The organism is Conyzicola nivalis, assembly GCF_014639655.1.
Lineage (GTDB): Bacteria > Actinomycetota > Actinomycetes > Actinomycetales > Microbacteriaceae > Conyzicola > Conyzicola nivalis.
The window spans coordinates 1413345-1439267 of record NZ_BMGB01000001.1; the positions used below are offsets into that span (position 1 = coordinate 1413345).

General features: G+C 70.2%; 25 protein-coding genes. 15 read left to right on the forward strand and 10 right to left on the reverse strand.

Annotation, left to right across the window (positions count from 1 at the left end):
* Positions 1–38: 38 nt before the first annotated feature.
* The 3 genes from IEV96_RS06985 to IEV96_RS06995 are packed head-to-tail and all read left to right on the forward strand — an operon-like array spanning position 39 to position 3036.
* Positions 39–1148, forward strand: coding sequence for a glycosyl transferase (locus IEV96_RS06985; RefSeq protein WP_188509920.1), 1110 nt, complete (start codon positions 39–41; stop codon positions 1146–1148).
* Positions 1145–1966, forward strand: coding sequence for a glycosyltransferase family 2 protein (locus IEV96_RS06990; protein ID WP_188509921.1), 822 nt, complete (start codon positions 1145–1147; stop codon positions 1964–1966). The genes IEV96_RS06985 and IEV96_RS06990 overlap by 4 nt, the downstream gene beginning before the upstream one ends.
* Positions 1963–3036, forward strand: a complete 1074-nt coding sequence (locus IEV96_RS06995) for a glycosyltransferase (RefSeq protein ID WP_188509922.1) — start codon at positions 1963–1965, stop codon at positions 3034–3036. Before IEV96_RS06990 ends, IEV96_RS06995 begins: the two co-directional genes overlap by 4 nt.
* A 3-nt stretch (positions 3037–3039) precedes the next feature.
* On the opposite strand, the gene IEV96_RS07000 is transcribed toward IEV96_RS06995, so the two are convergent.
* Positions 3040–3420, reverse strand: coding sequence for a DUF3054 domain-containing protein (locus IEV96_RS07000; RefSeq protein ID WP_188509923.1), 381 nt, complete (start codon positions 3418–3420; stop codon positions 3040–3042).
* A 62-nt stretch (positions 3421–3482) separates the two neighbouring features.
* Between IEV96_RS07000 and IEV96_RS07005 the strand changes: the two genes are divergently transcribed.
* Positions 3483–4175, forward strand: coding sequence for an NAD(P)H-hydrate epimerase (locus IEV96_RS07005; RefSeq protein WP_188509924.1), 693 nt, complete (start codon positions 3483–3485; stop codon positions 4173–4175).
* Here the strand turns inward: IEV96_RS07005 and IEV96_RS16785 are convergent.
* Positions 4172–4873, reverse strand: coding sequence for a DUF4279 domain-containing protein (locus IEV96_RS16785; protein ID WP_188509925.1), 702 nt, complete (start codon positions 4871–4873; stop codon positions 4172–4174). The genes IEV96_RS07005 and IEV96_RS16785 overlap by 4 nt on opposite strands.
* 216 nt (positions 4874–5089) lie before the next feature.
* Here IEV96_RS16785 and IEV96_RS07015 point away from each other — a divergent pair, with 216 nt between their 5' ends.
* Entirely contained in the window at positions 5090–5743 is a 654-nt protein-coding gene (locus IEV96_RS07015; protein ID WP_188509926.1) for a SatD family protein, read from the forward strand.
* Positions 5740–6711 (forward strand): hypothetical protein, encoded by a 972-nt coding sequence (locus IEV96_RS07020; RefSeq protein ID WP_188509927.1) that lies wholly within the window; start codon positions 5740–5742, stop codon positions 6709–6711. Before IEV96_RS07015 ends, IEV96_RS07020 begins: the two co-directional genes overlap by 4 nt.
* Before the next feature lie 2 nt (positions 6712–6713).
* Here the strand turns inward: IEV96_RS07020 and IEV96_RS07025 are convergent, their stop codons facing one another.
* Both IEV96_RS07025 and IEV96_RS07030 read right to left on the reverse strand, forming a co-directional pair.
* Entirely contained in the window at positions 6714–7736 is a 1023-nt protein-coding gene (locus IEV96_RS07025) for an alpha/beta hydrolase (protein ID WP_188509928.1), read from the reverse strand.
* Positions 7737–7851: 115 nt separating this feature from the next.
* A complete protein-coding gene (locus IEV96_RS07030) occupies positions 7852–8358 on the reverse strand; it encodes a macro domain-containing protein (protein WP_188509929.1) in 507 nt (168 codons plus the stop codon).
* 86 nt (positions 8359–8444) lie between these two features.
* On the opposite strand from IEV96_RS07030, the gene IEV96_RS07035 reads away from it, so the two are divergent.
* Entirely contained in the window at positions 8445–9683 is a 1239-nt protein-coding gene (locus IEV96_RS07035; RefSeq protein WP_188509930.1) for an FUSC family protein, read from the forward strand.
* On the opposite strand, the gene gatB is transcribed toward IEV96_RS07035, so the two are convergent.
* The 5 genes from gatB to IEV96_RS07060 all read right to left on the reverse strand — a co-directional run bounded on the left by gatB (position 9607) and on the right by IEV96_RS07060 (position 15566).
* On the reverse strand, positions 9607–11124 hold the full coding sequence (gatB, locus tag IEV96_RS07040; protein ID WP_188509931.1) for an Asp-tRNA(Asn)/Glu-tRNA(Gln) amidotransferase subunit GatB: 1518 nt from the start codon (positions 11122–11124) through the stop codon (positions 9607–9609). The two genes, IEV96_RS07035 and gatB, sit on opposite strands and share 77 nt — an antisense overlap.
* The gene (gene gatA / locus IEV96_RS07045) at positions 11124–12662 is read right to left on the reverse strand and encodes an Asp-tRNA(Asn)/Glu-tRNA(Gln) amidotransferase subunit GatA (protein WP_188509932.1); all 1539 of its coding nucleotides are present in this window, start codon (positions 12660–12662) and stop codon (positions 11124–11126) included. The genes gatB and gatA overlap by 1 nt, the downstream gene beginning before the upstream one ends.
* Before the next feature lie 3 nt (positions 12663–12665).
* A complete protein-coding gene (gene gatC, locus IEV96_RS07050; protein ID WP_188509933.1) occupies positions 12666–12965 on the reverse strand; it encodes an Asp-tRNA(Asn)/Glu-tRNA(Gln) amidotransferase subunit GatC in 300 nt (99 codons plus the stop codon).
* Between the two features lie 187 nt (positions 12966–13152).
* Positions 13153–13863, reverse strand: coding sequence for a response regulator (locus tag IEV96_RS07055; protein ID WP_229733124.1), 711 nt, complete (start codon positions 13861–13863; stop codon positions 13153–13155).
* The gene (locus IEV96_RS07060) at positions 13860–15566 is read right to left on the reverse strand and encodes an ATP-binding protein (protein ID WP_188509934.1); all 1707 of its coding nucleotides are present in this window, start codon (positions 15564–15566) and stop codon (positions 13860–13862) included. The genes IEV96_RS07055 and IEV96_RS07060 overlap by 4 nt, the downstream gene beginning before the upstream one ends.
* A 179-nt stretch (positions 15567–15745) precedes the next feature.
* Between IEV96_RS07060 and IEV96_RS07065 the strand changes: the two genes are divergently transcribed.
* The 8 genes from IEV96_RS07065 (at position 15746) to IEV96_RS07100 (ending at position 23098) form a co-directional block, all read left to right on the forward strand.
* Positions 15746–16759, forward strand: coding sequence for a Bug family tripartite tricarboxylate transporter substrate binding protein (locus IEV96_RS07065; RefSeq protein ID WP_188509935.1), 1014 nt, complete (start codon positions 15746–15748; stop codon positions 16757–16759).
* 2 nt (positions 16760–16761) lie between these two features.
* Entirely contained in the window at positions 16762–17343 is a 582-nt protein-coding gene (locus IEV96_RS07070; RefSeq protein WP_188509936.1) for a tripartite tricarboxylate transporter TctB family protein, read from the forward strand.
* 1 nt (position 17344) lies between these two features.
* Positions 17345–18976 carry a tripartite tricarboxylate transporter permease gene (locus IEV96_RS07075; protein WP_188509937.1) on the forward strand — a complete coding sequence of 544 codons (1632 nt, stop codon included), beginning with the start codon at positions 17345–17347 and terminating at the stop codon, positions 18974–18976.
* A 145-nt stretch (positions 18977–19121) separates the two neighbouring features.
* On the forward strand, positions 19122–19586 hold the full coding sequence (locus tag IEV96_RS07080; protein ID WP_188509938.1) for an META domain-containing protein: 465 nt from the start codon (positions 19122–19124) through the stop codon (positions 19584–19586).
* 73 nt (positions 19587–19659) lie between these two features.
* Positions 19660–20124, forward strand: coding sequence for an META domain-containing protein (locus IEV96_RS07085; protein ID WP_188509939.1), 465 nt, complete (start codon positions 19660–19662; stop codon positions 20122–20124).
* A gap of 57 nt (positions 20125–20181) precedes the next feature.
* Entirely contained in the window at positions 20182–21222 is a 1041-nt protein-coding gene (locus IEV96_RS07090; protein ID WP_188509940.1) for an isopenicillin N synthase family dioxygenase, read from the forward strand.
* A 43-nt stretch (positions 21223–21265) separates the two neighbouring features.
* On the forward strand, positions 21266–21655 hold the full coding sequence (locus IEV96_RS07095; RefSeq protein WP_188509941.1) for a VOC family protein: 390 nt from the start codon (positions 21266–21268) through the stop codon (positions 21653–21655).
* Between the two features lie 81 nt (positions 21656–21736).
* Positions 21737–23098, forward strand: a complete 1362-nt coding sequence (locus tag IEV96_RS07100; protein ID WP_188509942.1) for a D-alanyl-D-alanine carboxypeptidase family protein — start codon at positions 21737–21739, stop codon at positions 23096–23098.
* Between the two features lie 251 nt (positions 23099–23349).
* Here IEV96_RS07100 and ligA read toward each other — a convergent pair whose 3' ends face one another.
* Complete coding sequence (gene ligA / locus IEV96_RS07105) at positions 23350–25752, reverse strand: NAD-dependent DNA ligase LigA (RefSeq protein ID WP_188509943.1); 2403 nt, start codon at positions 25750–25752, stop codon at positions 23350–23352.
* Between the last annotated feature and the right edge of the window lie 171 nt (positions 25753–25923).

The window sequence follows — 25923 nt, forward strand, 5'->3', positions numbered from 1 at the left end:
CCATACCGTGAAGAAATGACTTCTCTGCGTGGCGCCCTGTGATCGGGTACTACGCGCACCACCGCGGCGCCGGCCACCTGCACCGCGCCATGTCGATCGCGCACGAGCTGGGCGACGACGTCACCATCCTCTCGTCGTCGCAACGCCCCGCCGACTGGACCGGCGGCTGGGTCGACCTGCCCCTCGACCACTCCCCGCACGACCGGGACGCCGCCGCGGATACCACCGCCCACGGCGCCCTGCACTGGGTTCCGCTCGGCTCGGACGGACTGCGCGAACGCATGGGACTCATCGCCGACTGGCTCCGCCGCGAGACGCCCGCCGCCGTCGTGGTCGACGTCTCGGTCGAGGTCGCGATGCTGGTGCGGTTGCACGGGATCCCCGTCGTCTCGATAGCCCAACCGGGCGATAGAGCGGATGCGCCCCACTCGCTGGGCTACCGCGCGTCGAGCGCGATCGTCGCCGTCTGGCCGCAGGGTATCGACGCACTCCACGTCGCGGACGATGTCGCACCCCGCATCGAACCCGTCGGCGCCATCAGCCGCATCGCCACCGTCGACCCGCTGCCCCGCGTCGCCGGCCAGATCGCCGTGCTCGCGGGCTTCGGCACGCGCGGGCTCAGTTCGCTCGACGCCGTGATCACCGAAGCGCGACGCGCCCTCCCCGACGCGAACTGGGTCGTGCTCTCCGGCGCCGACCGGGAGACCGTCGCGCACACGCTGCGCACGTCGGCCCTCGTGTTCGCCCACTGCGGCGAGAACGCGCTGGCCGAGATCGCCGCGTCGAGGGTGCCGGCGGTCATCGTTCCCGAGGACCGACCCCACGACGAGCAGCACGCGATGGGCCGTGCCCTCGCGGCGAGCGAGATGCCGGTAGCGATCATCGACGCCGCAACGGACGCGGCCGACGTCGACTGGGCCCGGCTCGTGAACGACACCGCGGCGCTCGACGGCGAGGCGTGGAACGTCTGGTGCGACGGGGAGTCGGCCGCCCGCGCGGCGGCGATCGTGCGGCGCGTGGCGCTGACCGGCGGCGGCCGAGCAGAAGGCGACGTCGACGGCAGCGACGGGCACCTTTCTCTCGGTGCCGACGCCGCTCCCCTGCCTTCCGCTCCCCTGCCTTCCGCTCCCCGGACCGACGCAGCGTGAGGGTCGCGGTCGTCACCATCGCGTCGGGCCGGCACGACCATCTCGCCCGCCAACACGCGGGCCTCGCGCTCTCTACGCGACCGGCCGACGACTACATCGTCGTGGCGATGGGTGATCCCGAACTGGCCGGCTGGGCGCCCGGCGGTGTCCCCGCTCCGCTCGTCGTCGACGTGCCGGTCGACGGCAGACTTCCTCTCGCCGCCGCGCGCAATCGCGGTGCGGGCCTCGCCTTCGAACGCGGCGCCGACGTCGTGGTGTTCCTCGACGTGGACTGCATTCCGCACCCGCGGCTGCTCGACCTGTATGCGAAAGCGGCGGAGCAGCATCCGCGGTCTCTTGTCGCCGGACCCGTCGGCTACCTGCCCGAGGGCGTCGACTACGCCAGCCCCGAGACCTTCGACGACGCCGCTCACGTGCACGCGTTCCGTCCGAACCCGGCGCCCGGCGAGATCGAACTGGGCCACCACGACCTGTTCTGGTCGCTGTCGTTCGCGGTCGACCGGGCGGCGTGGAACGACCTCGGCGGGTTCTTCGAGGGCTACCACGGGTACGGCGGCGAAGACACCGACTTCGGACTCGCGGCCGAAGACGCCGGGATCGACCTGGTCTGGGTGGGCGGCGCGGTCGCGTACCACCAGTTCCACGAGACGCAGGATCCGCCGGTGCAGCACCTCGACGACATTCTCGTCAACGGCGCCCTGTTCGAAAGCCGCTGGGGCTTCTGGCCCATGCGCGGTTGGCTCGACGAGTTCGAACGCCTCGGCCTCGTGGGTCGCGACGCGGCCGGCTTATACACCCGAATCGGAGTCACCACGTGAGAATCGCGCTGCTCAGCCACATGCACCACCCCATCGCCGAACCGTACGAGGGCGGGACCGAGGCGCACACCGCCATGCTCGCCGACGAGCTGGTCGCCCGTGGACACGACGTGACGCTGTTCGCGAAGGACGGCTCGGTGAGCGACGCCGACATCTACCCCCTCGTGCCGAAAGACTTCGAGTTCACCAACCTCGCGAGCCCGCTCGTGCGCAAACAGCAGCAGGGCTTCCTGGCCGAGGCCGTGCATCACAGCATCGAGGCCATCCACGACGGCGAGTTCGACGTCGTGCTGAACAACTCGCTCAGCTCGCTGCCCTTCAGTTCGATGCGCGAGCTGCCGATGCTCACCGTGTTGCACACGCCCGCCAATCTCGACGACGTGACCGCGATCGTCAGCCGCCCGAACTGGACGCCGAGCCCCCTGCACCGCTACGTCACGGTGTCCGAGTCGAACGCGCGCGGCTGGCGCGGCCTGCTGCCCGAGGTCGACGTGGTACCGAACGGCATCAAGCTCGACCGTTGGCAGCCCAAGGTCGCGCACACCCCGGGGCTCGCCGTGTGGGGCGCCCGCATCACCCGCGAGAAGGGTCTGCACCTCGCCATCGACGCCGCCCGCAGCGCGGGGATGCAGTTCGAGTTCGCCGGGCCCGTTTCGCGCCAGGACTACTTCGACACGGAGATCGCGCCGCGCCTCGGCACCGATGTGCGGTACCGCGGCCACCTGCCGCACCGCGAACTCGCCGACTTCTTCGCCTCGGGCGAGGTGTTCGTGTCGTCGCCGCTCTGGGAGGAACCGTTCGGACTCACCGTGGTCGAGGCGCTCGCGAGCGGCACGCCCGTGGCGGCCCTGCCCAACGGAGCGGTGAGCGAACTGCTCGGCGAGCGGGGCGGCTGCATGTCGAGATCGACGGATGCCGCGGCTCTCGCATCGGCGATCACCCGGGCACGACGCATCGACCGGTCGGAAGCCCTCGCGGCCTCGCGCCGGTTCGACTTCGGCGGGATGGTCGACGCGTACGAGCTCGTGCTCGCGGACCTGTGCCCGGTGCCGGTCGAACGTTCCGCCTAAGGGCTAGCTCGCGCGGGCCCGACGCCGCGCGGTCACCAGTCGGGCGACGGCCCGCCAGCCGAGCAGGAAGACCGCCAGCACCACGGATGTCACGATCACGAAGCTCCACTGCACGCCCTGGTCGCCCAGCACCCGCAGCACCATGCCGAGCGCGACAGTCGTGACCCAGATCGGCACGCCACTGCGCAGCACGGCCAGCGGAGACTTCCAGGCGCGGGCCAGCACCCAGCCCACCATGAGCGCCACGAAAAACGGCCAGTAGGTAATGAGCGCGCCGAGCACCGGGTGCTCGTCGTGGCTCGCCCGGCCGATCAGCACGAAGACGAGCACGACCGCCGCGTCGGTCAGGAAGGCGAGCAGTGCGGTTCGGGTGGCGGGGCGCATGGGGTTAACGGTACGTGCGCTTCGACGGGCTCAGCGACCAACTCAGGCGCCACAATAGACCCATGATCCTCGGCTACAGCGCGGCCCAGCTGCGGGCCGCCGAAGCGCCCCTGCTCGAGGCGGGCGTCCCGCTCATGCAGCGTGCCGCCGCCGGACTCGCCCGCGAGGCCCGCGCCCTCGTCGGCCGCGACGACGCCCGGGTCGTGCTGCTCGTCGGCACCGGCAACAACGGCGCCGACGCGCTCTACGCCGGCGCGATCCTGGCAAGAGCCGGGGCGGATGTCACGATCGTGCGCACCGGCGACCGGGTGCACGACGCCGCGATCGACGCCGCGCTGGGAGCCGGAGCCCACGAGTTCCCTCCCACCGCGACCGCCGATCGCGCGGGCTCGGCGGCACCCGACGGGATCGCCCGGCTCGTGTCATCCGCGGATCTCGTGTTCGACGGCATCCTCGGAACCGGAACCAGCGCGCATCCGGCCCTCCGCGGAACGGCACGGGACATCGTCGCCGCCATCATCGCGGCCGGAAGCCCAACGCCCGTGGTCGCGGTGGACATTCCGAGCGGCATCCACCCGGACGACGGCAGCGTGCCCGACCCGTGCGTGCTGCGCGCCGCCCTGACGGTGACGTTCGGCGGCTACAAGGCCGGGTTGCTGTTGGCGCCGGCGAGCGGGTTCGCGGGCGAGATCCGGCTCGTCGACATCGGGCTAAGCGAGCAGCTGGCCGCGATGGAGCCGCTGGTGACGCGCTAGCCGCGCAGCCGCGCCAGCTCGGTGAAGTGCGCCACCTCGGGCATCGGCTCGTAGAAGTGGTGCAGCTGCGACCGCCACTCGTCGTAGGCCGGCGAGCCGCGGAAGCCCTGTTCGTGGGCCTCGAGCGAGTCCCACTCGATGAGCAGCAGGTAGTGGTTCGGCGTCTCGATGCCGCGCGACAGCGTGAGATCGCGGAAGCCGGGCGACGCCGCGACGATGTGCTGCGCCGTCGCAAAAGCGGTCTCGAACTCGTCCTCGCGTCCGGGGATCACCGGCAGCACGACCTCCTCGCGCACGTTCGGGGTGTCGTACTCGGGCTCCTCGAGATAGGTCGTGCCGAGGAAGTCGCAGCCGAGCGCGCCCAGGTCGGCCATCAGCCCGGCGGAGAAGACGAAGCTGCCCTGCGAACTGTCGGAGAAGCCGCCGTAGACGATCTCGGTCGAGTAGTTTCCGCGCAGCGACTCGAGCGCCGCCGCCTTGCCGCGCAGCACCTCGGCGAGCGATTCGAGCGGGTCGAGCCCGTCGTGCGCCTCGGCCTCGAGCACCCAGAGCGAGTATTTGCGCGGCAGCCCGCTGAGCGCCTTCCGGTCGCCGATCTCCGCGGTGCGCGTCGGTTCGAGGCCGAGCACGGCGTCCACCTCGGCCGCCGCGTGCGTCTCGCTGATGATCGAGAGGGAGGCCTTGCTGTGCGTAATCACCCATCGAGCGTAACCGCCGTGCCTGCGCGGGCCCCGTTCGCAACCCCGCACCGGCTCGCAACTCAGGCAGAAACAGGCTCGCGGATGCCGCCTGCCGCGGTGCAACGCGGATGTCGCGTGGCGGTGGCCGCGACATCCGAGAATCTGCCTGAGTTGCGCATCGGGTCTATAAGATTCTGACTTATTTATTGCTGGAATTAGGTATAACCTAATGCCATGGATGCCCCAGCTAACGCCGTCGCCGTGATCGTGGACGTTTCGAAGTCCCGCGCGCACGCCGACCGGCGCGAGCTCCAACGCCAGATCGAGGCGGCGTTCGGGCGCGTCAACGACCTGGTCACGGCCAACCAGCCGTTGCAGCCGACCGTCGGCGACGAGTTCCAGGCCGCGTACGCCGACCTGACCACCGCGTTGAGCGCGACGCTGCTGGCCCGGCTCTCGCTGCCCGAGGGCGTGGACTGCCGCTTCGGCCTCGGGCTCGGCGAGCTCGCGACCATCGGCACCGGTGTCGCAGGTGCGTTGCAAGATGGTTCCGCATGGTGGGCCGCGAGGAGGGCGATCGATGAGGCACGCAGACACGAGTACTCGAAGCTCGGCTTCGTTCGCACGTGGTTCCGCGCGGCCGAACCCAGCTCGACCGAGGCCCTCGTGAACGCCTACCTGCTCGGTCGCGACCAGATCGTCACCGCCATGAATCCGCGGGCGCGGCGGCTGCTGCTCGGTCAGCTGCTCGGCGAAACGCAGGGCGTGCTCGCCCAGCAGGAGGGCATCACGCAGTCCGCGGTGTCGCAGAACCTCGCCCGCAGCGGGGCGAACGCGGTGATCGCCGGCGAGGCGCTCTTGCTCGAGACGTCGGGGGTATTCGGATGATCCTGCTCGCGTTCTTCCTCGGTGCGCTCGGCCTCGCAGACCTCACCCGGGTGCGCGGCGGAGCCCGTGCCCGCCGCGACGACCGCCGTTCGGGCGCCTCGACCGTTCTCGGTGCCGCGCTCGGCATCGCGGCGTTCGTGCTGGCCTCCGTGTCGAGCGGCCTGCCGCTGTGGTGGTCGCCGATCGCCGGCGCCGCGATCATCGGCTGGCTGTTCGCGACGCGGGAGGGCGGCGAAGGCAACCCCGACGCCGACCGTCGCGCCGGCTACTGGGCGCTCGGCGCACTCGCGGCCGTGATCGCGGCCGCGTTCGTCTGGGGACCGTGGCTTCCGCGTCCGCACGGGCCACTCCCGGCCTGGTACGACGGCCTCTCCTACGCGGTTCTCGACGGAATCAGCTTCACGACGTTCGCGCTCGTGCTGGGCGGTGCGCTGTTCCTCGTCGAAACGTCGAACGTCATCGTGCGGCTCGCGCTGCGGGGCGAACGCGCGGCGCCGATCGACACGGTCGCGGACGTTGCGGCGGGTGCGATGGCGGGTGCTGTGGCGGCTCAGGCAACCTCGCCGAGCGAGGCAGTGGCGGCGACTCCGACGGCAGCAGCCTCGTCGCCGGCGCGGCATCGCTGGTGGTCGCGCACCCCCGTCGCCCCCGCGCCCGCGCCCGCACCGGAACCGACTCCAGCGCAGAACGTCGCCCTCGAACCATCCCCCGTGCCGTTCGTCGAACTCAAGGGCGGACGCTTCATCGGCCCACTCGAACGCCTCTTCCTGCTCGCCCTCGTGCTCGCCGGTCAATTCACCGCGATCGCCGCGCTCGTGGCGGCGAAGGGCATCATCCGCTTTCCCGAGATCTCGAAGGACACGACCGGGGGCTCGAAGGCCGAGTACTTCCTGGTCGGCAGTTTCGCGAGCTGGGCCCTCGTGCTCCTCGTGGCGCTGCTCGCGGCGCTCGGTGCGCCACGCGGCTGAGTTCAGCAGGTCACCGAGTCGAGAAACCGCACTGTCGACTCCAGGGCCGCCCGTGCGTCGACGAAGTCGAGGTGGAACTGGTACTCATGCGGCAGCGACGGCGCGTGGTCCGTGTCGTAGAACACGCCGGTCACCGGCACGCCCAGAGCTTCCAACCGGCTCGCGAACGGGCGCGACTGGGTGGCAGTCAGCGGGTCGCCGTTGCCGCCGGAGATCCAGGTCTGCGGAAAGTCCTCCGTGACGTAGTCCACGGTCGACATCTCCTGCCCCGCGGGGTGCCGCGACCAGTCCCTGTCGCCGATGTACGACCAGAGCGCCGTGCGGAACCCCCAACCGCCGATGCCGGGCACGTCAGGGATGCCGCTCACGTCGTAAATCCCGCAGTTCAGGATGACCGCCCGCAACTGCTCCGCGTCGATCGCCGGATCGACGCCCAGCAGGCGCGCGTAGTCGGGGTTCGTCACCACCGTCGCGAGTTGGCTCGTGAACTGCGATCCGGCAGAGTCTCCGGCGATGACGAACCGCGTCGGGTCGATGCGATAGTCGGCGGCGTTTCGCGAGAGAAAGCCCAGCGCGGTATTGAGCTCGTTCAGCGCCGTCGGGTACGTCGTCTCGGGTGAGACCGTGTAGTTCAGGGTCACCACCGTGTAGCCGCGGTCGGCGAGGATGCGAGCATAGGGCGCGATGTCGCGTTTATCCCCCGAGATCCAGGCACCGCCGTGGATCCAGACGACCGTCGGCAGCGCCTCGTTCCCGGCCTCGGGCGTGAACACGTCGAGGGTGGTGTGGGCACCGCCGTCGGCGTAGGAAACGTCCAGGTGCTGCCCGACGCCGTCGGCCGGCGCGTACGGCTCCATCTCCGCAACAGTGTCGGCCGCCCCCTTCTCGAAGACGAGCCGGATCAGCAGGGCGGCCGGCCACGGGCTGACCAGTGAGACCAGCAGGACTCCGAGCCCCGAGGCCAGCAGCGCGAGCGGGATGGCGTTCCTCTTGCGGCGGATCCAGGGCCGTGACCGTCGGGGCATACCCGGAGCCTAGCTGAAGGTATCTCAGTGAGGCGAGAATCCGCCCACGATAAGCCCTCAGCTGATATCCGGCTGGTATCAGCCCTGCGCTAATGCCGCACGGATGGCAGTTCGGCTAGAGCGCCGCGCGCAGCACCGCCAGGTCCGCCGCGCTGTGCGCGACGAGGGTCACCGTCTCCAGCGACGTGTCGGGGTGACCCGCGAGCCACTCCCGGATCGCACCGACCGCGACGCCGGCGGCCGCCGCAGCCGGGTACCCGTAGACGCCGGTGGAGATCGCGGGAAAAGCTATCGAACGGAACTCCGCCGCGAGTGTGAGGCTGTTGCGGTAGCAGTGTGCCAGCAGCTCCGCGCTCTCGGCCGGAGATTGCGACGCGTACACCGGACCCACCGTGTGAATGATCTTTTGGGCGCTGGCGATACCGAACGCATCCGTCATCTTCGCCTCCCCGGTGCGCGCCCCGCCCAGGAGCCGCGTCGCTTCGAGCAGCCGCGGTCCGGCCGCGCGATGGATCGCGCCGTCGACTCCCCCACCGCCGAGCAGGCTCGTGTTCGCTGCGTTGACGATGACGTCGGATGGGAAACGGGTGATGTCGGCCTGGGTCGCGATTAGGGATGTCACGGGCCGAGGTTACTCCGCGCGCCGCGCCCACGCGCGCCCGTTTGTGCGCAGCCGCGACTCAGCGGCCCGCCGGTAAAATTGCGCGGATGCGTATTTCTGGCTCCACCCTGCGCGCACGCCTGACCGTGCGCGCCTGGATAACGCACTCGCGCCTCCTGCTCGCGGCCAAGACCGCCCTCGCCGTGGGCATCGCGTGGTTCGTCGCACCGTTCGTGCCGGGCGTCGCCGACGACTACCCGTACTACGCGCCCCTCGGCGCGTTGATCAGCATGACGCCCACCCTCATGGGCTCGGTGCGCGTCGGCCTGCAGACCCTGGTCGGGCTCGCGGTCGGCATCGTGCTGGCCGGGGCGGTCATCCTGTTCGCGGAGCCCAATTTCCTCACCATCGCGCTCGTCGTGGGCATCGGCGTGCTCGTCTCGGGATTCCGGTGGCTCAGCCAGAGCGGCGGATACGCCCCGGTCGCCGCGCTGTTCGTGCTCATCGTCGGCGGCGGCGACGCGGAGTCGTACTCGGTCGGCTACATCGTGCAGATGGGTGTCGGCATCGCGGTCGGGCTCATCGTGAACCTCAGCATCTTCCCGCCGCTGCGCATCACCGCCGCGGTGTCGGGGCTCAGCGACTTCCGCACCCTGCTCGCCACCCACCTCGACGAGATGGCCGACGCGCTCGTCGACAGCTGGCCGCCCCAGAACGAAGACTGGGCCGACCGCAGCGACACGCTGCGCGAGACGGCGGACGCCGTGCGCGAGGCGCTGCGCGACGCCGAGGAGACCGGCAAGGGCAACCCCCGCGCGCGTCTGCACAAGCGCGACCTCGGCAGCGACTACTCCGACCTCTACGATCTGGAATCCATAACCTTCCACGTGCGTGACATGACCGATGTGCTCGCCGCGGCCATCTGGCAGCGCTCGTTCTCGGCCGAGCTCCCCGCCCAACTGCGCGGGCCGCTCGGCGACGCGCTGCGCGCCATCGCGGCCGTACTGGAGTCGCGCAACGCCGGAGACGACGTCTCCGACGCGGTCACGGCCGCCGACGACGCCCTCGAGGCCGCACTCGCACGACTCGACGACCAGCACGACAGCGCGCCCTCGTCGCTCAGCACCGCGGCTTCGGTGGCGGTGAGCGCGAGGCGCATCCTGGCCATCATGCGCGAGCGGCCGAACGGCGCAGCGGCGGGCGGGGTGGAACAGACGACGAACGGGGCCGCCACTGCGAGAAGTGGCGACCCCGTGTCTTCAGCGCGGGTTATTGCTGCTGCGCGCGCTCCAACACGAGTTCGCGCACTCGGGCCGCGTCGGCGGTGCCGCGCATGGCCTTCATGACCGCACCGATGACGGCGCCGGCGGCCTGCACCTTGCCGTCGCGGATCTTCTCGAGCACGTCGGGCTGGGCCGCGAGCGCCTCGTCGATGGCCGCGATGAGCGGGCCGTCGTCGGAGACGACCACGAGGCCGCGGGCCTTCGTGACCTCGGCGGGGCTGCCCTCGCCGGCCACGACGCCCTCGAGCACCTGGCGCGCGAGACGGTCGGTCAGCTCGCCGCCCTCGATCATCGCGATGAGCAACGACACGTGCAGCGGCGAGACGAGCGACGACGCGTCGACGCCGGCCACGTTCGCGAGGCGGGCGATCTCGCCCGTCCACCACTTGCGGGCCTGGGCCGGTGCCGCACCGGCGGCGACGGTTTCCTCAACCTCGACGAGCAGGCCGGAGTTGAGCACGTCCTGGAACTCGAGGTCGGTGAAGCTCCACGCCTCCTTGAGGCGGCGGCGGCGCACAGCCGGCGCCTCGGGCAGCGCGGCGCGCAGCTCCTCGACCAGTTCGATGCTGGGGCGCACCGGCACAAGGTCGGGCTCCGGGAAGTAGCGGTAGTCGTCGGCGTCGCTCTTCGGACGTCCGGCGCTCGTGACGCCGGTGTCTTCGTGCCAGTGACGGGTCTCCTGCGTGATGGTGCCGCCCTTCGCGAGGATGGCGGCCTGGCGCTGGATTTCGTAGCGGATGGCACGCTCGACGCTGCGCAGCGAGTTCACGTTCTTCGTCTCGGTGCGGGTGCCGAGCTTGCCCGAGCCGCGCGGGGTCAGCGAGATGTTGGCGTCGCAGCGCAAGTTGCCGCGCTCCATCTTCGCCTCCGAGATGCCGAGCGAGACGGCGATGTCGCGGATCGTCGAGACGTAGGCCTTCGCCAGATCGGGCGCGTCGGCCTCGGCGCCGTAGATGATGTTGGTCACGATCTCGACGAGAGGGACACCGGCACGGTTGTAGTCGACGAGCGAGTACTCGGCGCCCTGGATGCGGCCGGTCGAGCCGCCGACGTGCGTGAGCTTGCCGGCGTCCTCCTCCATGTGGGCGCGTTCGATCGACACCTGGAAGACGCGGCCGTTGGGCAGTTCAACCTCCACGTTGCCGTCGTGGGCGATCGGTTCATCCGACTGGCTGATCTGGTAGTTCTTCGCGAGGTCCGGGTAGAAGTAGTTCTTGCGCGCGAAGCGGCTCGACGGCGCGATCTCGCAGCCGAGGGCGAGGCCGAGGCTGATCGCGAACTTGACCGCCTGCTCGTTGACGACGGGCAGGCTCCCCGGCAGTCCGAGGTCGACGGGCGTGATCTGCGTGTTCGGCTCCGCGCCTTGGTTCTCGGAGTTGGCCGGGTTCGGCGCATCGGAGAACATCTTGGTCTTCGTGTTGAGCTCGATGTGCACTTCGAAACCGAGCACCGGCTCGAAGAGCTCGAGTGCCTTGTCGTAGTCCATCAGTTCTGCCTTGGCCATCAGATGGCTCCTTCTGTTGCTGCGCGCATCTCGGTCTGGCTGAGGTCGGGGATCCGGCTGATGAGGGTGTGGCCCCATTTTTCTTCCAGGAGGCGCTCGAGGGTCGCGCCGACCTCGTACAGGCGCGCATCCGCCCGCGCGGGGGCCATGATCTGGATGCCAACGGGCAGGCCGTCTTCGGGGGCGAGCCCGATCGGCAGGCTCATGCCGGGGATGCCCGCGAGGTTGGCCGGGATGGTGGTGACGTCGTTGAGGTACATCGCGAGCGGATCGTCGATCTTCTCGCCGATCTTGAACGCGGTGGTCGGTGCCGACGGGCTGACGAGGACGTCGACCTGGTCGAACGCCGCCGCGAAGTCGCTCTGGATCAGCGTGCGCACCTTCTGCGCGCTGCCGTAGTAGGCGTCGTAGTAGCCGGCGCTGAGGGCATAGGTGCCGAGTATGACGCGGCGCTTCACCTCGGGACCGAAACCCTGTTCACGGGTGGCGGCCATCACGTCTTCGACGGTGCCTCCCCCCACAGGGTTGACCCGGAGGCCGAATCGCACAGAGTCGAACTTCGCGAGATTCGACGACGCCTCGGCCGGAAGAATCAGGTAGTACGCGGCGACCGCGTACTCGAAGTTGGGTGCATCCACTTCGACGATCTCGGCGCCAGCTGCCGCGAGAATCTCGAGACTCTCGTGGAAGCGCTGCGTCACTCCGGACTGGAAGCCGGGAGCGTCGAGTTGTTTGACGACGCCGACACGGAGTCCCTTGAGGCTCTCGGCTTTCCGGCCCGCGAGCGCCGCGGCCGTGAAACTGGGCCATTCGTCGGTAAGGGAGGTGGAGTCGCGCGGGTCATGACCGCCGATCACGTCGTGCAGTAGAGCTGCGTCGAGCACCGTACGGGAAACGGGGCCGACCTGGTCGAGGGAAGAGGCCAGGGCGATTGCGCCATAACGGGAGACGCCGCCGTAGGTGGGCTTGACGCCCACCGAGCCGGTGACGGCCGCGGGCTGGCGGATGGAGCCGCCGGTGTCGGAGCCGAGGGCGAGGGGCGCCTCGAATGCGGCGACGGCCGCAGCGGAGCCACCGCCCGAGCCGCCGGGGATGCGCTCGAGGTCCCACGGGTTATGGGTGGGGCCGTACGCGGAGTGCTCGGTCGACGAACCCATCGCGAACTCGTCCATGTTCGTCTTGCCGAGCGGGATGAGGTTCGCGGCGCGCAGGCGGGCGACCACCGTGGCGTCGTACGGCGGGACCCAGCCCTCGAGGATCTTCGACCCGGCGGTCGACGGCATGTCGATGGTGCAGAGCACGTCCTTGATGGCGACGGGCACACCGGCGAGCGGGCCGAGCTTCTCGCCCGCGGCGCGCTTGGCGTCGACGGCGGCGGCCGTGGTCAGTGCGTCGGCGGAGACGTGGAGGAACGCGTGCACGTCGCCGTCGACGGCGGCGATGCGGTCGAGGTGGGCCTGGGTGGCTTCGACCGATGAGACCTCGCCGCTGGCGAGCTTGTCGGCGAGCGCCGCGGCGCTGAGGTTGATGAGCGTCATGGGTTACTGCTCCTCTCCGAGAATGGCGGACACCTTGAAGCGGGCGCCGTCGTGCTCGGGGGCTCCGGCGAGCGCCTGCGCTGCGGTCAGGGTCTCGCCGGCCACGTCGGGACGGAACACGTTGAACAGCGGGATCGGGTGGCTCGTCGCGGGCACGTCGGGCGTGGCCACCTCGCTCACCTTGGCGACGTTGTCGAGGATCGCGCCGAGTTCGCCCGAAAGCGTGGCGATCTCTTCGGGCGTCAGCGCTATCCGCGCGAGGTTCGCGAGGTGCGAGACGACGTCGGTCGTGATTTCAGACATGGGACTCCGTGCGATTGTGAGCGGTGCGGTTGTAAGCGGTGCTATCGAGCACGGCCGGACGCGGCCCGCTCGAGACACTCCAGCTTAACGGGCCAAGCGTCGCACGGTGCCCAGCGTGGGCGGGGCGGGCGGGGTGGCAGGGGTGGGCGACGACGCGAGATGAGGCGCGGCGCGCGCGTTCGCCCGCTCAGCGCAGGACGCTGAAGCGGGCCGACGGACGCCCCGCGGTCTCATAGTCGAGCGACTTGCGCGCGCGCTGCACCGAGACGAGGTACTCCAGGTAGCGCCGGGCGCTCACCCGCGAGAGTCCCGACAGGGTCGCGATCTCCGCCGCGGAACTGTTCGGAGCCCCGGCCAGCGCGCCCTCCACCGTCTCGAGCGTGGGTGCGCTCAGCCCCTTCGGCAGCGGTGCGGGGCGTCCCGGCTGTACGCGCCCGCGCGCTCCCGAGCGCATCAGCGCGTCGATGTCCCGCTGGGCGAGCCCGTCGTTCGTGAGCGACTCGAGCAGGGCCAGGCGGTCGCGCGCTACATCCTCGAGCCGGGCCTGCAGGTTGGCGGCGGTGAACGGCTTCACCAGGTAGTGCTGGATCCCCGCGCTGCGCGCCTGCCGCACGCTGTCGACATCCCGCGCGGCGGTCACCGCGATCACCTCCGGCTGGTGCCCGCCGAGCGCACGGAAGCCGCGCAGCACGTCGAGCCCCGACAGTCCGGGCAGGTCGAAGTCGAGCAGCACGAGGTCGGGACGGTTCTGTTCGATGAGCTGCAGGGCCTCCGGTCCGCTGTGCGCGGTCGCGACCACCTCGAACGCCGGATGCACCGCGACGAACCGGGCGTGCAGGGCCGCCACCTCCACGTCGTCGTCGACGATGATGGTGCGCAGCTTCGGCGAAACGGTCACCGCGTCGCCGTCCCGGCCCGCGCACCCGCCGCCGCAGCCACACCCGCGGCCGCCAGCACCTCGGCGCCCAGCGGCAGCTCCACCGTGAACCGCGCTCCCCCGAGAGACGACCGGCCGACGGTCGCCCGTCCGCCGGAGCGTTCGACGATGCGACGCACGAGTGCCAGCCCGATACCCCGGCGCCGCAGGGTGGCCGCCGTCCCCGGGCCGGCATCCGCCCCGCCGCCCGTCCCCGCATCCGCCCCGCCCGTCCCGGCATCCGGAACCGACTTCGAACTCACGCCCTCCTCGAATACCCGCTCGTACTGGTCCGGCGCGATACCCGACCCGTCGTCGTCGACGGTCAGTCGCACGAGACCGTCGTCGATCGCGAAACTCAGTTCGATGCGGTTGCCCGCGGCGCAGGCCTCGAGCGCATTGTCGATCAGGTTGCCGACGACGGTCACGAGGTCCTCGCGCAGGGTGGCCGCAGCATCGGACCGCAGCACCGCCGGCAGTGGCTCCGACGGGGTGATGGCCAGCCCCATTCCGAGCTCCCGCGCATGGCTGGCCTTCACCAGCAGCAGCGCCGCGAGCTCCGGGATCTCGCGGATGACCTCCTCGCCGGCCACGCGCAGCGCGCCGCCGGTCCCGGTGCGTTCGACGAAGTCGCGCGCCTCGGCGACGAGCCCGAGCTCGAGCAGGCCGGAGATCACGTGCAGCTTGTTCGCGAACTCGTGCGCCTGGGCGCGCAGGCCGTTGGTCAGCGACTGCGCTCCGTCCATCTCGCGCAGCAGCTGGTGCAGCTCCGTGTGGTCGCGCACGAGCAGCGTCGCGCCGACCGCGTGCCCGTCGAGCTCGGTGCCCGTACTGCGGGCGACGAGGATGCGCTCGCCCGCGAGCACCAGCTGCCCGCCGGCCTCCCCGCGTTCCAGCACCGCGACGAGCGGCGCTTCCAAGACCTCCGCCGCCGCGTGACCGGTCAGCGTGTCGGCCTCCAGCGCGAGCAGCTCGAGCGCGGCGTCGTTGACGAGAACGATCACGCCGTTCTCGTCCACGCTGATCACGCCCTCGCTCAGTCCGTGCAGCATCGTCTCGCGCGACCCGACGAGCGACGCGATCTCCTTCGGCTCCAGACGGTAGATGCGTCGCCGGATGATCGCGGTCACCCACCCCGCTCCGAAGATGCCGACGACCGCCGACGCGATGAGCGCGATGACCAGGCCGCCCAGGCCGCCCACGAAGTCGGCCCGCAGCGACGATTCGAGGATTCCGACCGACACCGTGCCGACGACGGTGCCGTCGTCGAGCCGCACGGGCACCTTCGCGCGCCACGATTCGCCGAGCGTGCCGGTCTGGGTGCCGACGTACATCTCGCCGGAGAGCGGCACGGACGGGTCGGTCGAGACCCGTTCGCCGATGCGGTCGGCATCGGGATGCGAATAGCGGATGCCGCGGGCGTCGGTCACCACGACGTAGGTCACGTTCGACGCCTCACGGATCACCTCGGCGATGGGCTGGATGACCGCCGCGGGGTCCGGGTCGTCGAACGCGTCCCGGATCGCGGGGAGACCGGCGACCGACTGGGCGACTCCGATCATCCGGTCGAGGTAGGCGTCGCGCACCTGGCGTTCCGACAGGCTCGCCGCCACGATCCCGGTCGCCAGCACAACGACGCACACGATGAGCGCCTGCAACAGCAGGAGCTGGTTTCGAAGCGACATTGCTTTCACTCCCCCATTGTCGTGCGTCGGCCGCCGAACCGCACCGTCACGGGCGGTGCGCGGCCCCGGTGAGTCGCGGCCAATAGTTACGAAAGGGTCGCCGGGCCGCCCGCGGTCGGTACCGTCCAATCAGCAATCGCGTCCGCCGTCGTGGCGGGCACTCAACGAGGAGAAGATTCATGCGACGACTCCCACTGGTCATCGTGGCCGCTTCCGCGGCCCTGACCCTGGCATCCTGCAGCAGCACCGATACCGGCGGTTCCGGTTCCGGCGGTGGCGGCGCCGAAGCCACCGCCGTCACCGACGTCCAGATCATCGTTCCGGCCGAACCCGGCGGCGGCTGGGACCAGACGGGACGATCGATCTCCCAGCTGCTCACCGCCGAGGAGATCGTCGACACCGCCCCGGTCACGAACATCGGCGGCGCCGGCGGCACGGTCGGCCTGGCCTCGCTGGCGAACGAGAAGGACCCGCACAGCCTCATGGTCACCGGCCTCGTGATGGTCGGCGCGGTCGAGACGAACGCCGCCCAGAACCGCATGGAGGACACGACCCCGATCGCCCGCCTCACCGAGGAGCCGCTCGTTGTGGTCGTGCCCGCTGATTCGGACTACGACACGCTCGAAGACCTGGTCGACGACATCGTCAAGAACGGTCAGGATGTCTCGGTCACGGGCGGTTCCGCCGGTGGCGCCGACCACATCCTGGCCGGCCTGCTGCTCGAAGAGGCGGGTCTCTCCGGCTCGGAGATCGGCGAGAACCTCAACTACATCCCCAACTCGGGCGGTGGTGAGGCCGTGGCCCTCATCCTCGGCAACAACGCCTCGGCCGGCATCTCGGGCATCGGCGAATTCGTCGAGCACATCGACGCCGGCACGATGAAGGCGCTGGCCGTGTCATCCGCGGAACCGGCAGCGAACCTGCCCGACGTGCCGACCATCACCGAGGAGGGCTACGACGTCGTGCTGACGAACTGGCGCGGACTGCTCGCGCCGAGCGACATCTCCGAGGGCGACCGGGACGCCCTCATCGACGTGGTCACCCAGCTGCACGACAGCGGGGCGTGGACGGCCGAGCTCGAGACGCGGGGCTGGGCCGACGCCTTCCTCGTCGGGGACGAGTTCACGACGTTCCTCGACGAGAACATCGCCGAGGTCACGACGACCCTGACGAACATCGGCCTGGTCGGCTGACCATGAGCGCCCCAACCGCGCACGCTCCGGGCTCCGGCCCCGCGCGTGCGGCGGGCGGCACCGGCGCGTCCGGCGTCAGGGCGAAGGCCGGCGAACTGATCTTCGCCGCCCTCGCCCTGGCGCTCGGCGTGTTCGTGTTCGTCGGCGCCTTCGGCATCAGGGTGCCAGCCTCGGGCACCCAGGTAGGCCCGCGCGTCTTCCCCTTCCTCGTCGGCACGATCCTCGTGATCTCGGCGGCGGCCGTGCTGATCAGCGTCCTCCGCGGGAAGGTGGCCGAGCTCGAAGAGGGCGAGGACATCGACGACACCGCCCACACCGACTGGGTCACGCTCGCCAAGATCGTGGCCTTCGTGGTCGCCCACATCGCCCTCATCGAGATCATCGGCTGGCCGTTCGCCGCCGCCGTGCTCTTCGGCGGCGTCGCCTGGAGTCTGGGCGCGAAACGCTGGTGGGGCGCTCTGCTCATCGGACTCGCGCTCGGGTTTGTGGTCTATGTGCTCTTCGGCGGTCTGCTCGGGCTGTCCTTGCCAGCGGGCCCCCTGCTCGGCTGGCTCGACCCGCTGATCGACGGGCTGGGGATCTGACGTGGACAACATCATGAACCTCATGGAGGGGTTCGCCACCGCCCTCCAGCCCGAGTACCTCATCTACGGCTTCATCGGCGTGCTGATCGGCACGGCGGTCGGCGTACTGCCCGGCATCGGCCCGGCCATGACCGTCGCGCTGCTGCTGCCGCTCACCTACGCGCTCGACCCCACCGCCGCGCTCATCACCTTCGCCGGAATCTACTACGGCGGCATGTACGGCGGGTCGACCACGAGCATCCTGCTCAATACGCCCGGGGAGTCCGCCTCGATCGTGACGGCGCTCGAGGGCAACAAGATGGCGAAGCTGGGGCGCGGTGCGGCCGCGCTCGCCACGGCAGCGATCGGGTCGTTCATCGCCGGCTCGATCGCCACGATCGGGCTCACCCTGTTGGCGCCGACGATCGCCGCGTGGGCGGTGAACCTCGCCCCCGCCGACTATGTCGCGCTCATGGTGATCGCGTTCATCACGGTCGGCGCCCTGCTGGGCTCGTCGGTCTGGCGCGGTCTCACCTCGCTCGGCATCGGGCTGTTCCTCGGGCTGGTCGGCACGGAGATCCTCTCCGGCCAGCAGCGCTACACCTTCGGGCTGCTGCCCCTCGCCGACGGCATCGACGTCGTGCTGGTGGCGGTCGGCCTGTTCGCGGTGGGCGAGACGCTCTATGTGGCGTCGCGGATGCGGCACGGGCCGGTCAACCTGGTGCCCGTGACGCGCGGCTGGCGAAGCTGGATGACGAAGGACGACTGGCGCCGCTCGTGGAAACCGTGGCTGCGCGGGACCGCGATCGGCTTCCCGATCGGCACGATCCCGGCCGGCGGCGCCGACGTCGCCACCTTCCTCTCCTACGCGAGCGAGAAGAAGCTGAGCAAGCACAAGGACCAGTTCGGCCGCGGGGCCATCGAGGGCGTCGCCGGCCCGGAGGCCGCGAACAACGCGGCCGCCGCCGGTGTCCTCGTGCCGCTGCTCACGCTGGGCCTGCCCACGACCGCCACCGCCGCGATCATCCTCTCGGCGTTCCAGTCGTACGGCATCCAGCCGGGGCCGCAGCTGTTCACGAACCAGCCGGCGCTCGTCTGGGCGCTCATCGCGAGCCTGTACATCGGCAACGTGATGCTGCTCGTGCTCAACCTGCCGCTCGTCGGCATCTGGGTGAAGCTGCTGCAGATCCCCCGGCCGTACCTTTACGCGGGCATCCTCACCTTCGCCGCGCTCGGCGCCTACGCGGTGAACTTCTCGATCGTCGACATCGTCATCCTGCTGGTGATCGGCGTCATCGGGTACTTCCTGCGCCGGTACGGGTACCCGATCGCCCCGCTCGTGATCGGCCTGATCCTGGGTCCGATGGCGGAGGCACAGCTGCGGCGAGCGCTACAGCTCAGCCAGGGCGACCTGACGGCGCTGTTCACCCGGCCGTTCGCCGCGATCTGCTACCTGGCACTCGTTGTGATCATCGCGCTGGGCCTCTGGCTGCGTCACCGCCAGAGCCGGCTCGAACGCGCCCTCGCGGCGGCCGCCGCGGCGGACACCTCGGTCGACGCCGCGGTGAACCGCATGTGGGAGCCGGGGCAGCGCCCGAGCGATGTGAAGACCTCGGAGATCCGCACCGTGGATCACAAAGACGGCGACGCCTGACCCCTGGGCGGTGCGCGGTGCCGGCGTCCGACGCCGTCGCCGAGCACCGCCCTCCGTTTTGTGTGAGCTGCCCGGCCGCGCCGGTCGGTACGCTCGACCCAACGTTTCCGCACGACCGGACGTCCTTGGAAGCAGGAGGTTCTCCATGCGCACGAAATCCGCGCCGCTCGCCGCGGTCTTCGCCGCGGCCGGGCTCGCCCTCGCCCTCGCCGGCTGCGCCGGTTCGCCCACGTCGGAGGTGGCCGCGCCGGTCGCCGACGAGCTCGACGCGTCGTGGCTGCTCACCGCCGGTACGGACACGTCGGGTTCGTTCGCGCTCGACGACGTGAGCATCACCCTCGAGATCGACGGCACCGTGGCATCCGGAAACTCGGGCTGCAACTCGTACACCGGCGACGTCGAGACCACGTCCGACAGCGTCTCGTTCGGTCCGTTTGCCTCCACTCGCATGGCCTGCTCGCCCGAGACGGTGATGGCGCTCGAGGCCCGCTACCTGAAGGCCCTCGAGGCCGCGGACACCGCGTCCGTCGACGGCGACACCCTCACGCTGAGCCTCAACGACGACGCGCTGCAGCTCGTCTTCACCGCGGCCGGGAATTCGTCCGAGTGATCGAAGGAGAGATGATGACCGTGACACCCACGGGAAGCGATGTGACACCGGTGTACCGGGCGGGTGACCCGCGATGAGGCGCGCGGCGTGGGTCGTCGCGGCGGTCGCCGCGCTCGCCCTGTCGGCGTGCGCCTCGGACAGCGGCAACCGCGGCAACTACGGCGAGGAGGATCCGATGGGCGCGATCACCGGCGAATGGCAACTGACCAAGGGCAGCGACGGCGACGGCGCGATGGTGGTGAACGGAACCCCGGTGACCCTCGTGATCGCCGACGAGGCCGTGTCCGGCCAGGGTCCGTGCAACGTCTACGGGGGCGACGCCACGATCGACGGCACCGATGTCAGCATCGGTACGCTCACGTCGACGATGATGGCGTGCGAGGACGACGGTCGCACCCAGCTCGAGACCCGGTACTTCGCGGCCCTCGAGACCGTGACGACGTCGAAGCTCGGCGGCGGGGACCCGGCGACCCTCACCCTGAGCGGGCCGGACGCGTCGCTGATGTTCACGATCATCGAGAAGCGGGCGGCCAACTAGCCCGCACGGCCGCGCCGCCGTAACACCGACGTAACCGCCCGCGGGTACCGTGGCGCCATGACATTCCACGTTCCCGCCGTTGACATCTCCGCCTGGGTCACGGGCGGCACCCCCGATGAGAAGGCTATGGTTGCCGACGCGATCGACGCGGCCTGCCGCGAGGTCGGTTTCATCCAGATCCTCGGTCACGGAATCCCGTCGAGCGTCACCGGCGGCCTCGCGAGCGCGATGGACGACTTCTTCGCCGAGCCCCTCGAGACGAAGAAACTCAGCATCGCCCCGAAGGGCACCAACCGCGGCTACACCCCGCCGAAATCCGAGTCGCTGAGCCTCAGCCTCGGGGTGGAGAGCGCGACGCGGATGAACGACTTCTTCGAGGCGTTCAACGTCGGGCTCGCGACATCCGACTTCCCCGGCGTCGAACTCGACCCGATGGAGTACGCGGAGAACGTGTGGCCGGATGTCGCGGGCTACCGTGACCGCATCGAGGCGTACTTCGCCGAGGCCGGCCGCGTCGCACGCACGATGACCGACATCTTCGCGGCGGCGCTCGACCTGCCCGCCGGCTTCTTCGACGCGTACACCGACCACTCGATCGACGTGCTGCGCATGAACAACTACGCCCTGCCGCCCGGAACCGTCGACCTCGACGGCGACCTCATCGGCATGAGCGAACACACCGACTTCGGCATCGTCACGGTGCTCTGGGCCGACCAGGTGAAGGGCCTCCAGGTGCTCGGTGCCGACGGCTCGTGGAACGACGTGAGCCCCGCCGACGACGCCCTGCTCATCAACCTCGGCGACCTCACCTCGCGCTGGACGAACGAACGCTGGATGTCGACGCTGCACCGGGTCAAACCGCCCATCGTCGACGGCACCATCAACCGACGCCGCAGCGCCGCGTATTTCCACGACGGCAATGCGGATGCCACGATCGCCGCGATCCCCTCGACGGTCGAGCCGGGCGGCGAAGCGCTGTACCCGCCCATCACCGTGAGCGAACACATCCGGGCCAAACTTGCCGGTTCGCGCGCCGGGAAGATCAACACAGCGGCGACGCGCGAGGCCGCGCGGGTGCTGGCGGCGAACGCCGGCTGACAGGGGGCTTTCACCGCACCGGGCGCGGTCGTACAGTGCTGTCATGAATACGCGGTTGTTCGCCTATCTCAGCTACCGTGACGCCCCCGCCGCCATCGACTGGCTCATGGCGTGCGGCTTCGACACGGTGCGCAGGATCGACGGCACCGACGGCACCGTCGTCCACGCCGAGATGCGCCTGGGCGAGGCGGTCGTCATCGTCTCGAGCAACGACATCGACTACGACCACGCCGTGCTCGTCGGGCAACCCTCCGGCCACGGCATCTACCTCATGGTTCCCGACGTCGACGCGGTGTACGCGAGGGCCGTGGCGGCGGGGGCGACGCCCGTCATCGAACCGGAGGACACCGAGTGGACCACCCGCAGGGCGCGCGTGCTCGACCCGGAGGGGATCGAGTGGAGCTTCGGCGGTTACGAGCCGGGGCAGGTCTAGCGCCGACATTCCCTTTCGAGTCGTCGTCACCTACTGTGGGTTCGTGCACAAGTATTCCTCGCTAAATAGCGGACACGCGCGGTGAGCGATACCCGTGACGACTACGGCGACCTCGCCGATATGTTCGAGAGGTCGCAGGTCGAGACCTACCGGCCCGACACGACCGACCCGGAATACCTGAGAAAGCGCGGCCGTCGACGACGCAGGCGCCTCATCGCGGCCGGCATCGTCTTCCTGGTCTTCGCCGCGGCCGTCGGGACCTACCTCCCCCTCACCCTGCTCGCCCCCGTCGCCGCGACCCCCGCGGCGTTCGCCGAGCCGCCCATCGAACAGCCGGCGGCGGTAGCGTTCCCCGGGCAGCCGGCGCTCGCGACCGCCATCAGCGTCACCGGCGCCGATGAGTTCCCGGCTACCGCGGGTACCGACGGCATCCTCAACGCGACCGGAGGAAACGAGGCGCGGTCGATCGCGAGCATCAGCAAAGTCATCAGCGCCCTCGTCATCCTCGAAGCGAAGCCCCTCAGCCCGGGCGAGAACGGCCCGACACTGAACTTCGGCGAGGCCGAGAACGACACCTACGACAAGTACTACGTGCTCGGCGCCACGATCGCCCCAATGAAGATCGGCTCGAGCATGACCCAGCGCGAGGCGCTCGCCATGATGCTCATGGTGTCGGCGAGCAACTATGCCGAAGTCACCTCGACCTGGGCGCTCGGCTCGCAGGCGAACTTCCGCGGCGCGACGAATCGCTGGCTCGACAAGAACGGACTCACCGGCACGACCATCGTCGAGCCGACCGGAATCGACCCGCGCAACGCGAGCACACCGACAGACCTGATCGCGATCGCGCGGCTGGCCATGGCGAACCCGGTGGTGGCCGAACTCGTCGGCACGAAGTCGCTGCAGATCGGCAGCCTGGGCTGGCAGCAGAACCGCAACAGCGTGCTCGGCATCGACGGCATCAACGGCATCAAGACCGGAACGCTCGAGGAAGCGGGCTCGTGCCTGCTGTTCTCGTCCGTGATCGACGTCGGCCTCGACGCTCCCATCACGATCGTGGGCGTGGTGCTCGGCTCGGCCAACAGCGCGGTAGCCGGCGACGTTGCCCGCGGCCTGATCGGCACCGTCAAGTCCGGCTTCCACCACGTGCCACTGCTGACCTCGGGCCAGGAACTCGGCGACTACGTGACACCGTGGGACGACACCGCGCGCATCGTCGCCGGCGAAGGGGCCACCGTGCTCACCTGGTCGGACACCCCGGTCACCGCGACCAGCACGATCGAACCGGTCGGCATCGCGGAGAGCGGCACCGAGGTGGGCAGTATCACCTACACGGCCGGGGCGCGCACCGTCACCGTCCCACTGGAGTTGTCGGGCGAGATCAACGGTCCCGGCGGCTGGTGGCGTGTCACCCACCCGCGCGAGCTCCTGTTCGAGCAGTAACCGCTCGGCCGTTCTGGGGCCGGCGCGCCGTCAGGTCGTGTGCCACGACCGTTCGATGCGACGCGTCTACGGGATCGTCGCCATCATCCGGTTCGAACGTCGCATCCGGGTCGCGGGGAAGGCGCAGCACGACGCGCTGGGCCGCCCGTGCTGGTGGTGGTGCCCCGGACGGTGAAGCCGACGGAGACCGACGTGCGGGCCATCGTGGAACGGGCCTCGCTGCAGCTCCGGCCGTCCTACCGCTAGACCGGCTACTTCGCCGGAGCGGCGGTCTCGCTGTCGACGGCGCTCTCGACCGCGTCATCGCCCGCGCTGTCGGTCTCCGACGGGATCGCCGTGCTGGCGTCCTCCGACGGCGCCTCGTCGCTGTCGTCCTCCGGCAGCGCCACCGCCGCGGGACCGCCCTCGAGCAGGCGCGCGAACTCGGCGGCGTCGAGGATCCGGATGCCGAGGTCTTCGGCCTTGCCGAGTTTCGAGCCGGCGCCGGGGCCGGCCGCCACGAAGTCGGTCTTCTTCGAGACGCTCGATGCGGCCTTTCCGCCGGCCGCGATGATCGCCTCGAGCGCGCCCTCGCGGGTGAACCCCTCGAGGCTGCCCGTGGCCACGACCGTGATTCCGGCGAGGGGGCCGTCGTTGTCGCCCGCGGCACCCGGCCCGGGGTGACCGGGGATGGCGAACTGCACGCCGGCCGCCGCCCAGCGCTCGATGATGTCGACGTGCCAGTCGACGGCGAACCAGTCGATGAGCGCGTCGGCGATGATGCCCCCCACGCCGTCGACGGCGGCGAGTTCTTCACGCGGGGCCGCGCGGATGGCGTCGAGCGAGCCGAAGTATCCGGCGAGCGCGCGGGCCGCGACCGGTCCGACGTGCCGGATGCTGAGCGAGACGAGGATGCGCCACAGCTCCTTCGTCTTGGCGAGCTCGAGCTCCCGCAGCAGCTTCTCGACGTGCGCCGAGGGGTACACCACGCGGTAGTTCTTGCGGTACCCGGCCTTGCGGCGCTCGGCCGCGCTGAGGTCGGCCGCCTCGGGGGCGTATTCGTCGGCGACCCGCTGGAACGGCGCGCGGCGACGGGGGCTCCCGTCGTCTTCGAGCCGCGGGAGGCCGGTCTCGGCGTCGCGCACGATCACCTCGATCGGCACGAGCTCTTCGAGGGTGAGGTCGAATAGCCGGGCCTCGTTGACGAGCGGTGGTGTGGTCGGAACGGCCGGCTGGGTGAGCGCGGCCGCCGTGACCTCGCCGAGCGCCTCGATGTCGAGCGCGCCGCGGCTGCCGACGTGCTCGACACGGCCGCGCACCTGGGCGGGGCAGGCGCGGGCATTCGGGCAGCGCAGGTCGATGTCGCCCTCTTTCGCCGGGGCGAGCGGGGTGCCGCATTCCGGGCAGTTCGTGGGCATCACAAAGGCGTGCTCGGTGCCGTCGCGCAGCTCGACGACCGGGCCGAGCACCTCGGGAATCACGTCGCCGGCCTTGCGCAGCACCACGGTGTCGCCGATGAGCACGCCCTTGAGCTTCACGACGTCTTGGTTGTGCAGCGTGGCCTGGCGCACGACCGATCCGGCCACGCGCGCCGGTTCCATCACCGCGAACGGGGTGGCCCTGCCGGTGCGACCGACGCTGACCACGATGTCGAGCAGTTTGGTCTGCACCTGCTCGGGCGGGTACTTGTAGGCGATGGCCCAGCGGGGGGCGCGGCTGGTGGCCCCGAGTTCTTCGTGCAGCGCGAGCTCGTCGACCTTGACGACGATCCCGTCGATCTCGTGGTCGGGATCGCCGCGGTGCGCACCGTAGTGCTCGATGAAACGCACAGCCTCGGACGCGGTGTCGACCACGCTGTAGTACGGGCTGGTCGGCAGGCCCCAGCTCTTCAGCAGCTCGTAAGTCTCGCTCTGCGACGAGACAGGGGGATTGGGCCAGGCGCCGATGCCGTGCACGAGCATGCGCAGCCGGCCGAGGCGGGCGTGCATGAGGTCGAGCTGGGCGGCGTTCTTGCCCTCGGCCTTCTGGCGCAGCGAACCGGACGCGGCATTGCGCGCGTTCGCGAACTCGCGCTCCCCCAGTTCGACCTGCCGCGCGTTGAGCGCCTCGAAGGCGGCGACCGGGAAAAAGACCTCGCCGCGCACCTCGACGATGGGCGGGTGACCGCTGCCGGCCAGGCGGCGCGGGATCACCGGGATCAGGTGCACGTTCTCGGTCACGTCTTCGCCGACGCGGCCGTCTCCGCGAGTGGCCGCGCTGGTCAGCAGGCCGTTCTCGTAGCGCAGGTTGATGGCGAGCCCGTCGATCTTGAGCTCGCAGAGGTACCGCACCCGGCGCCCGGAGTTCTGCTCGACCTTGGCCGCCCACGCTTCGAACTCGTCGATCGAGAACACGTTGTCGAGACTGAGCATGCGCTCGGCGTGCACGACCGGGTCGAAGAGCGCGACGTCGGCACGACCGCCGACGTTCTGGGTGGGGCTGTCTTGGCTGGCGATCTCGGGGAAGAGCCGCTCGAGTTCTTCGAGCCGTTTCATCATCGCGTCGTACTCGGCGTCGGACACGAGCGTCGTGTCGCGGTCGTAGTAGGCGTCGCGCAGTTCGAGGATGCGCGTGGTCAGCCCCTGCGCTTCGTCGCGTGCGTTGTCGAGGTGCTCCGGTGCATAGTTCTCAGCCACCCGACCAGTGTATGCAGGGCCGACGACACCGCCGTGGCCTTCCCCGCGTGCCCGCCGCGCGCTAGGCGCGGGCGTCACCTCCGCGCTGCCGAGAGTTACCCGAGGATTCCTTGCTGACGGGTCGGTGTCTCGGTAGTGTGGGTCGAACCACGTCGGCGCGCTCCGCAGAAG

Excerpts from the sequence above, each read along its gene's own strand:
- IEV96_RS07000 (WP_188509923.1), bottom strand. The coding sequence starts at position 3,420 with ATGCGCCCCGCCACCCGAACCGCACTGCTCGCCTTCCTGACCGACGCG.
- IEV96_RS07005 (WP_188509924.1), top strand. The coding sequence starts at position 3,483 with ATGATCCTCGGCTACAGCGCGGCCCAGCTGCGGGCCGCCGAAGCGCCC.
- IEV96_RS07015 (WP_188509926.1), top strand. The coding sequence starts at position 5,090 with ATGGATGCCCCAGCTAACGCCGTCGCCGTGATCGTGGACGTTTCGAAG.
- IEV96_RS07020 (WP_188509927.1), top strand. The coding sequence starts at position 5,740 with ATGATCCTGCTCGCGTTCTTCCTCGGTGCGCTCGGCCTCGCAGACCTC.
- IEV96_RS07025 (WP_188509928.1), bottom strand. The coding sequence starts at position 7,736 with ATGCCCCGACGGTCACGGCCCTGGATCCGCCGCAAGAGGAACGCCATC.
- IEV96_RS07035 (WP_188509930.1), top strand. The coding sequence starts at position 8,445 with ATGCGTATTTCTGGCTCCACCCTGCGCGCACGCCTGACCGTGCGCGCC.
- gatB (WP_188509931.1), bottom strand. The coding sequence starts at position 11,124 with ATGGCCAAGGCAGAACTGATGGACTACGACAAGGCACTCGAGCTCTTC.
- gatA (WP_188509932.1), bottom strand. The coding sequence starts at position 12,662 with ATGACGCTCATCAACCTCAGCGCCGCGGCGCTCGCCGACAAGCTCGCC.
- gatC (WP_188509933.1), bottom strand. The coding sequence starts at position 12,965 with ATGTCTGAAATCACGACCGACGTCGTCTCGCACCTCGCGAACCTCGCG.
- IEV96_RS07060 (WP_188509934.1), bottom strand. The coding sequence starts at position 15,566 with ATGTCGCTTCGAAACCAGCTCCTGCTGTTGCAGGCGCTCATCGTGTGC.
- IEV96_RS07065 (WP_188509935.1), top strand. The coding sequence starts at position 15,746 with ATGCGACGACTCCCACTGGTCATCGTGGCCGCTTCCGCGGCCCTGACC.
- IEV96_RS07070 (WP_188509936.1), top strand. The coding sequence starts at position 16,762 with ATGAGCGCCCCAACCGCGCACGCTCCGGGCTCCGGCCCCGCGCGTGCG.
- IEV96_RS07080 (WP_188509938.1), top strand. The coding sequence starts at position 19,122 with ATGCGCACGAAATCCGCGCCGCTCGCCGCGGTCTTCGCCGCGGCCGGG.
- IEV96_RS07085 (WP_188509939.1), top strand. The coding sequence starts at position 19,660 with ATGAGGCGCGCGGCGTGGGTCGTCGCGGCGGTCGCCGCGCTCGCCCTG.
- IEV96_RS07090 (WP_188509940.1), top strand. The coding sequence starts at position 20,182 with ATGACATTCCACGTTCCCGCCGTTGACATCTCCGCCTGGGTCACGGGC.
- IEV96_RS07095 (WP_188509941.1), top strand. The coding sequence starts at position 21,266 with ATGAATACGCGGTTGTTCGCCTATCTCAGCTACCGTGACGCCCCCGCC.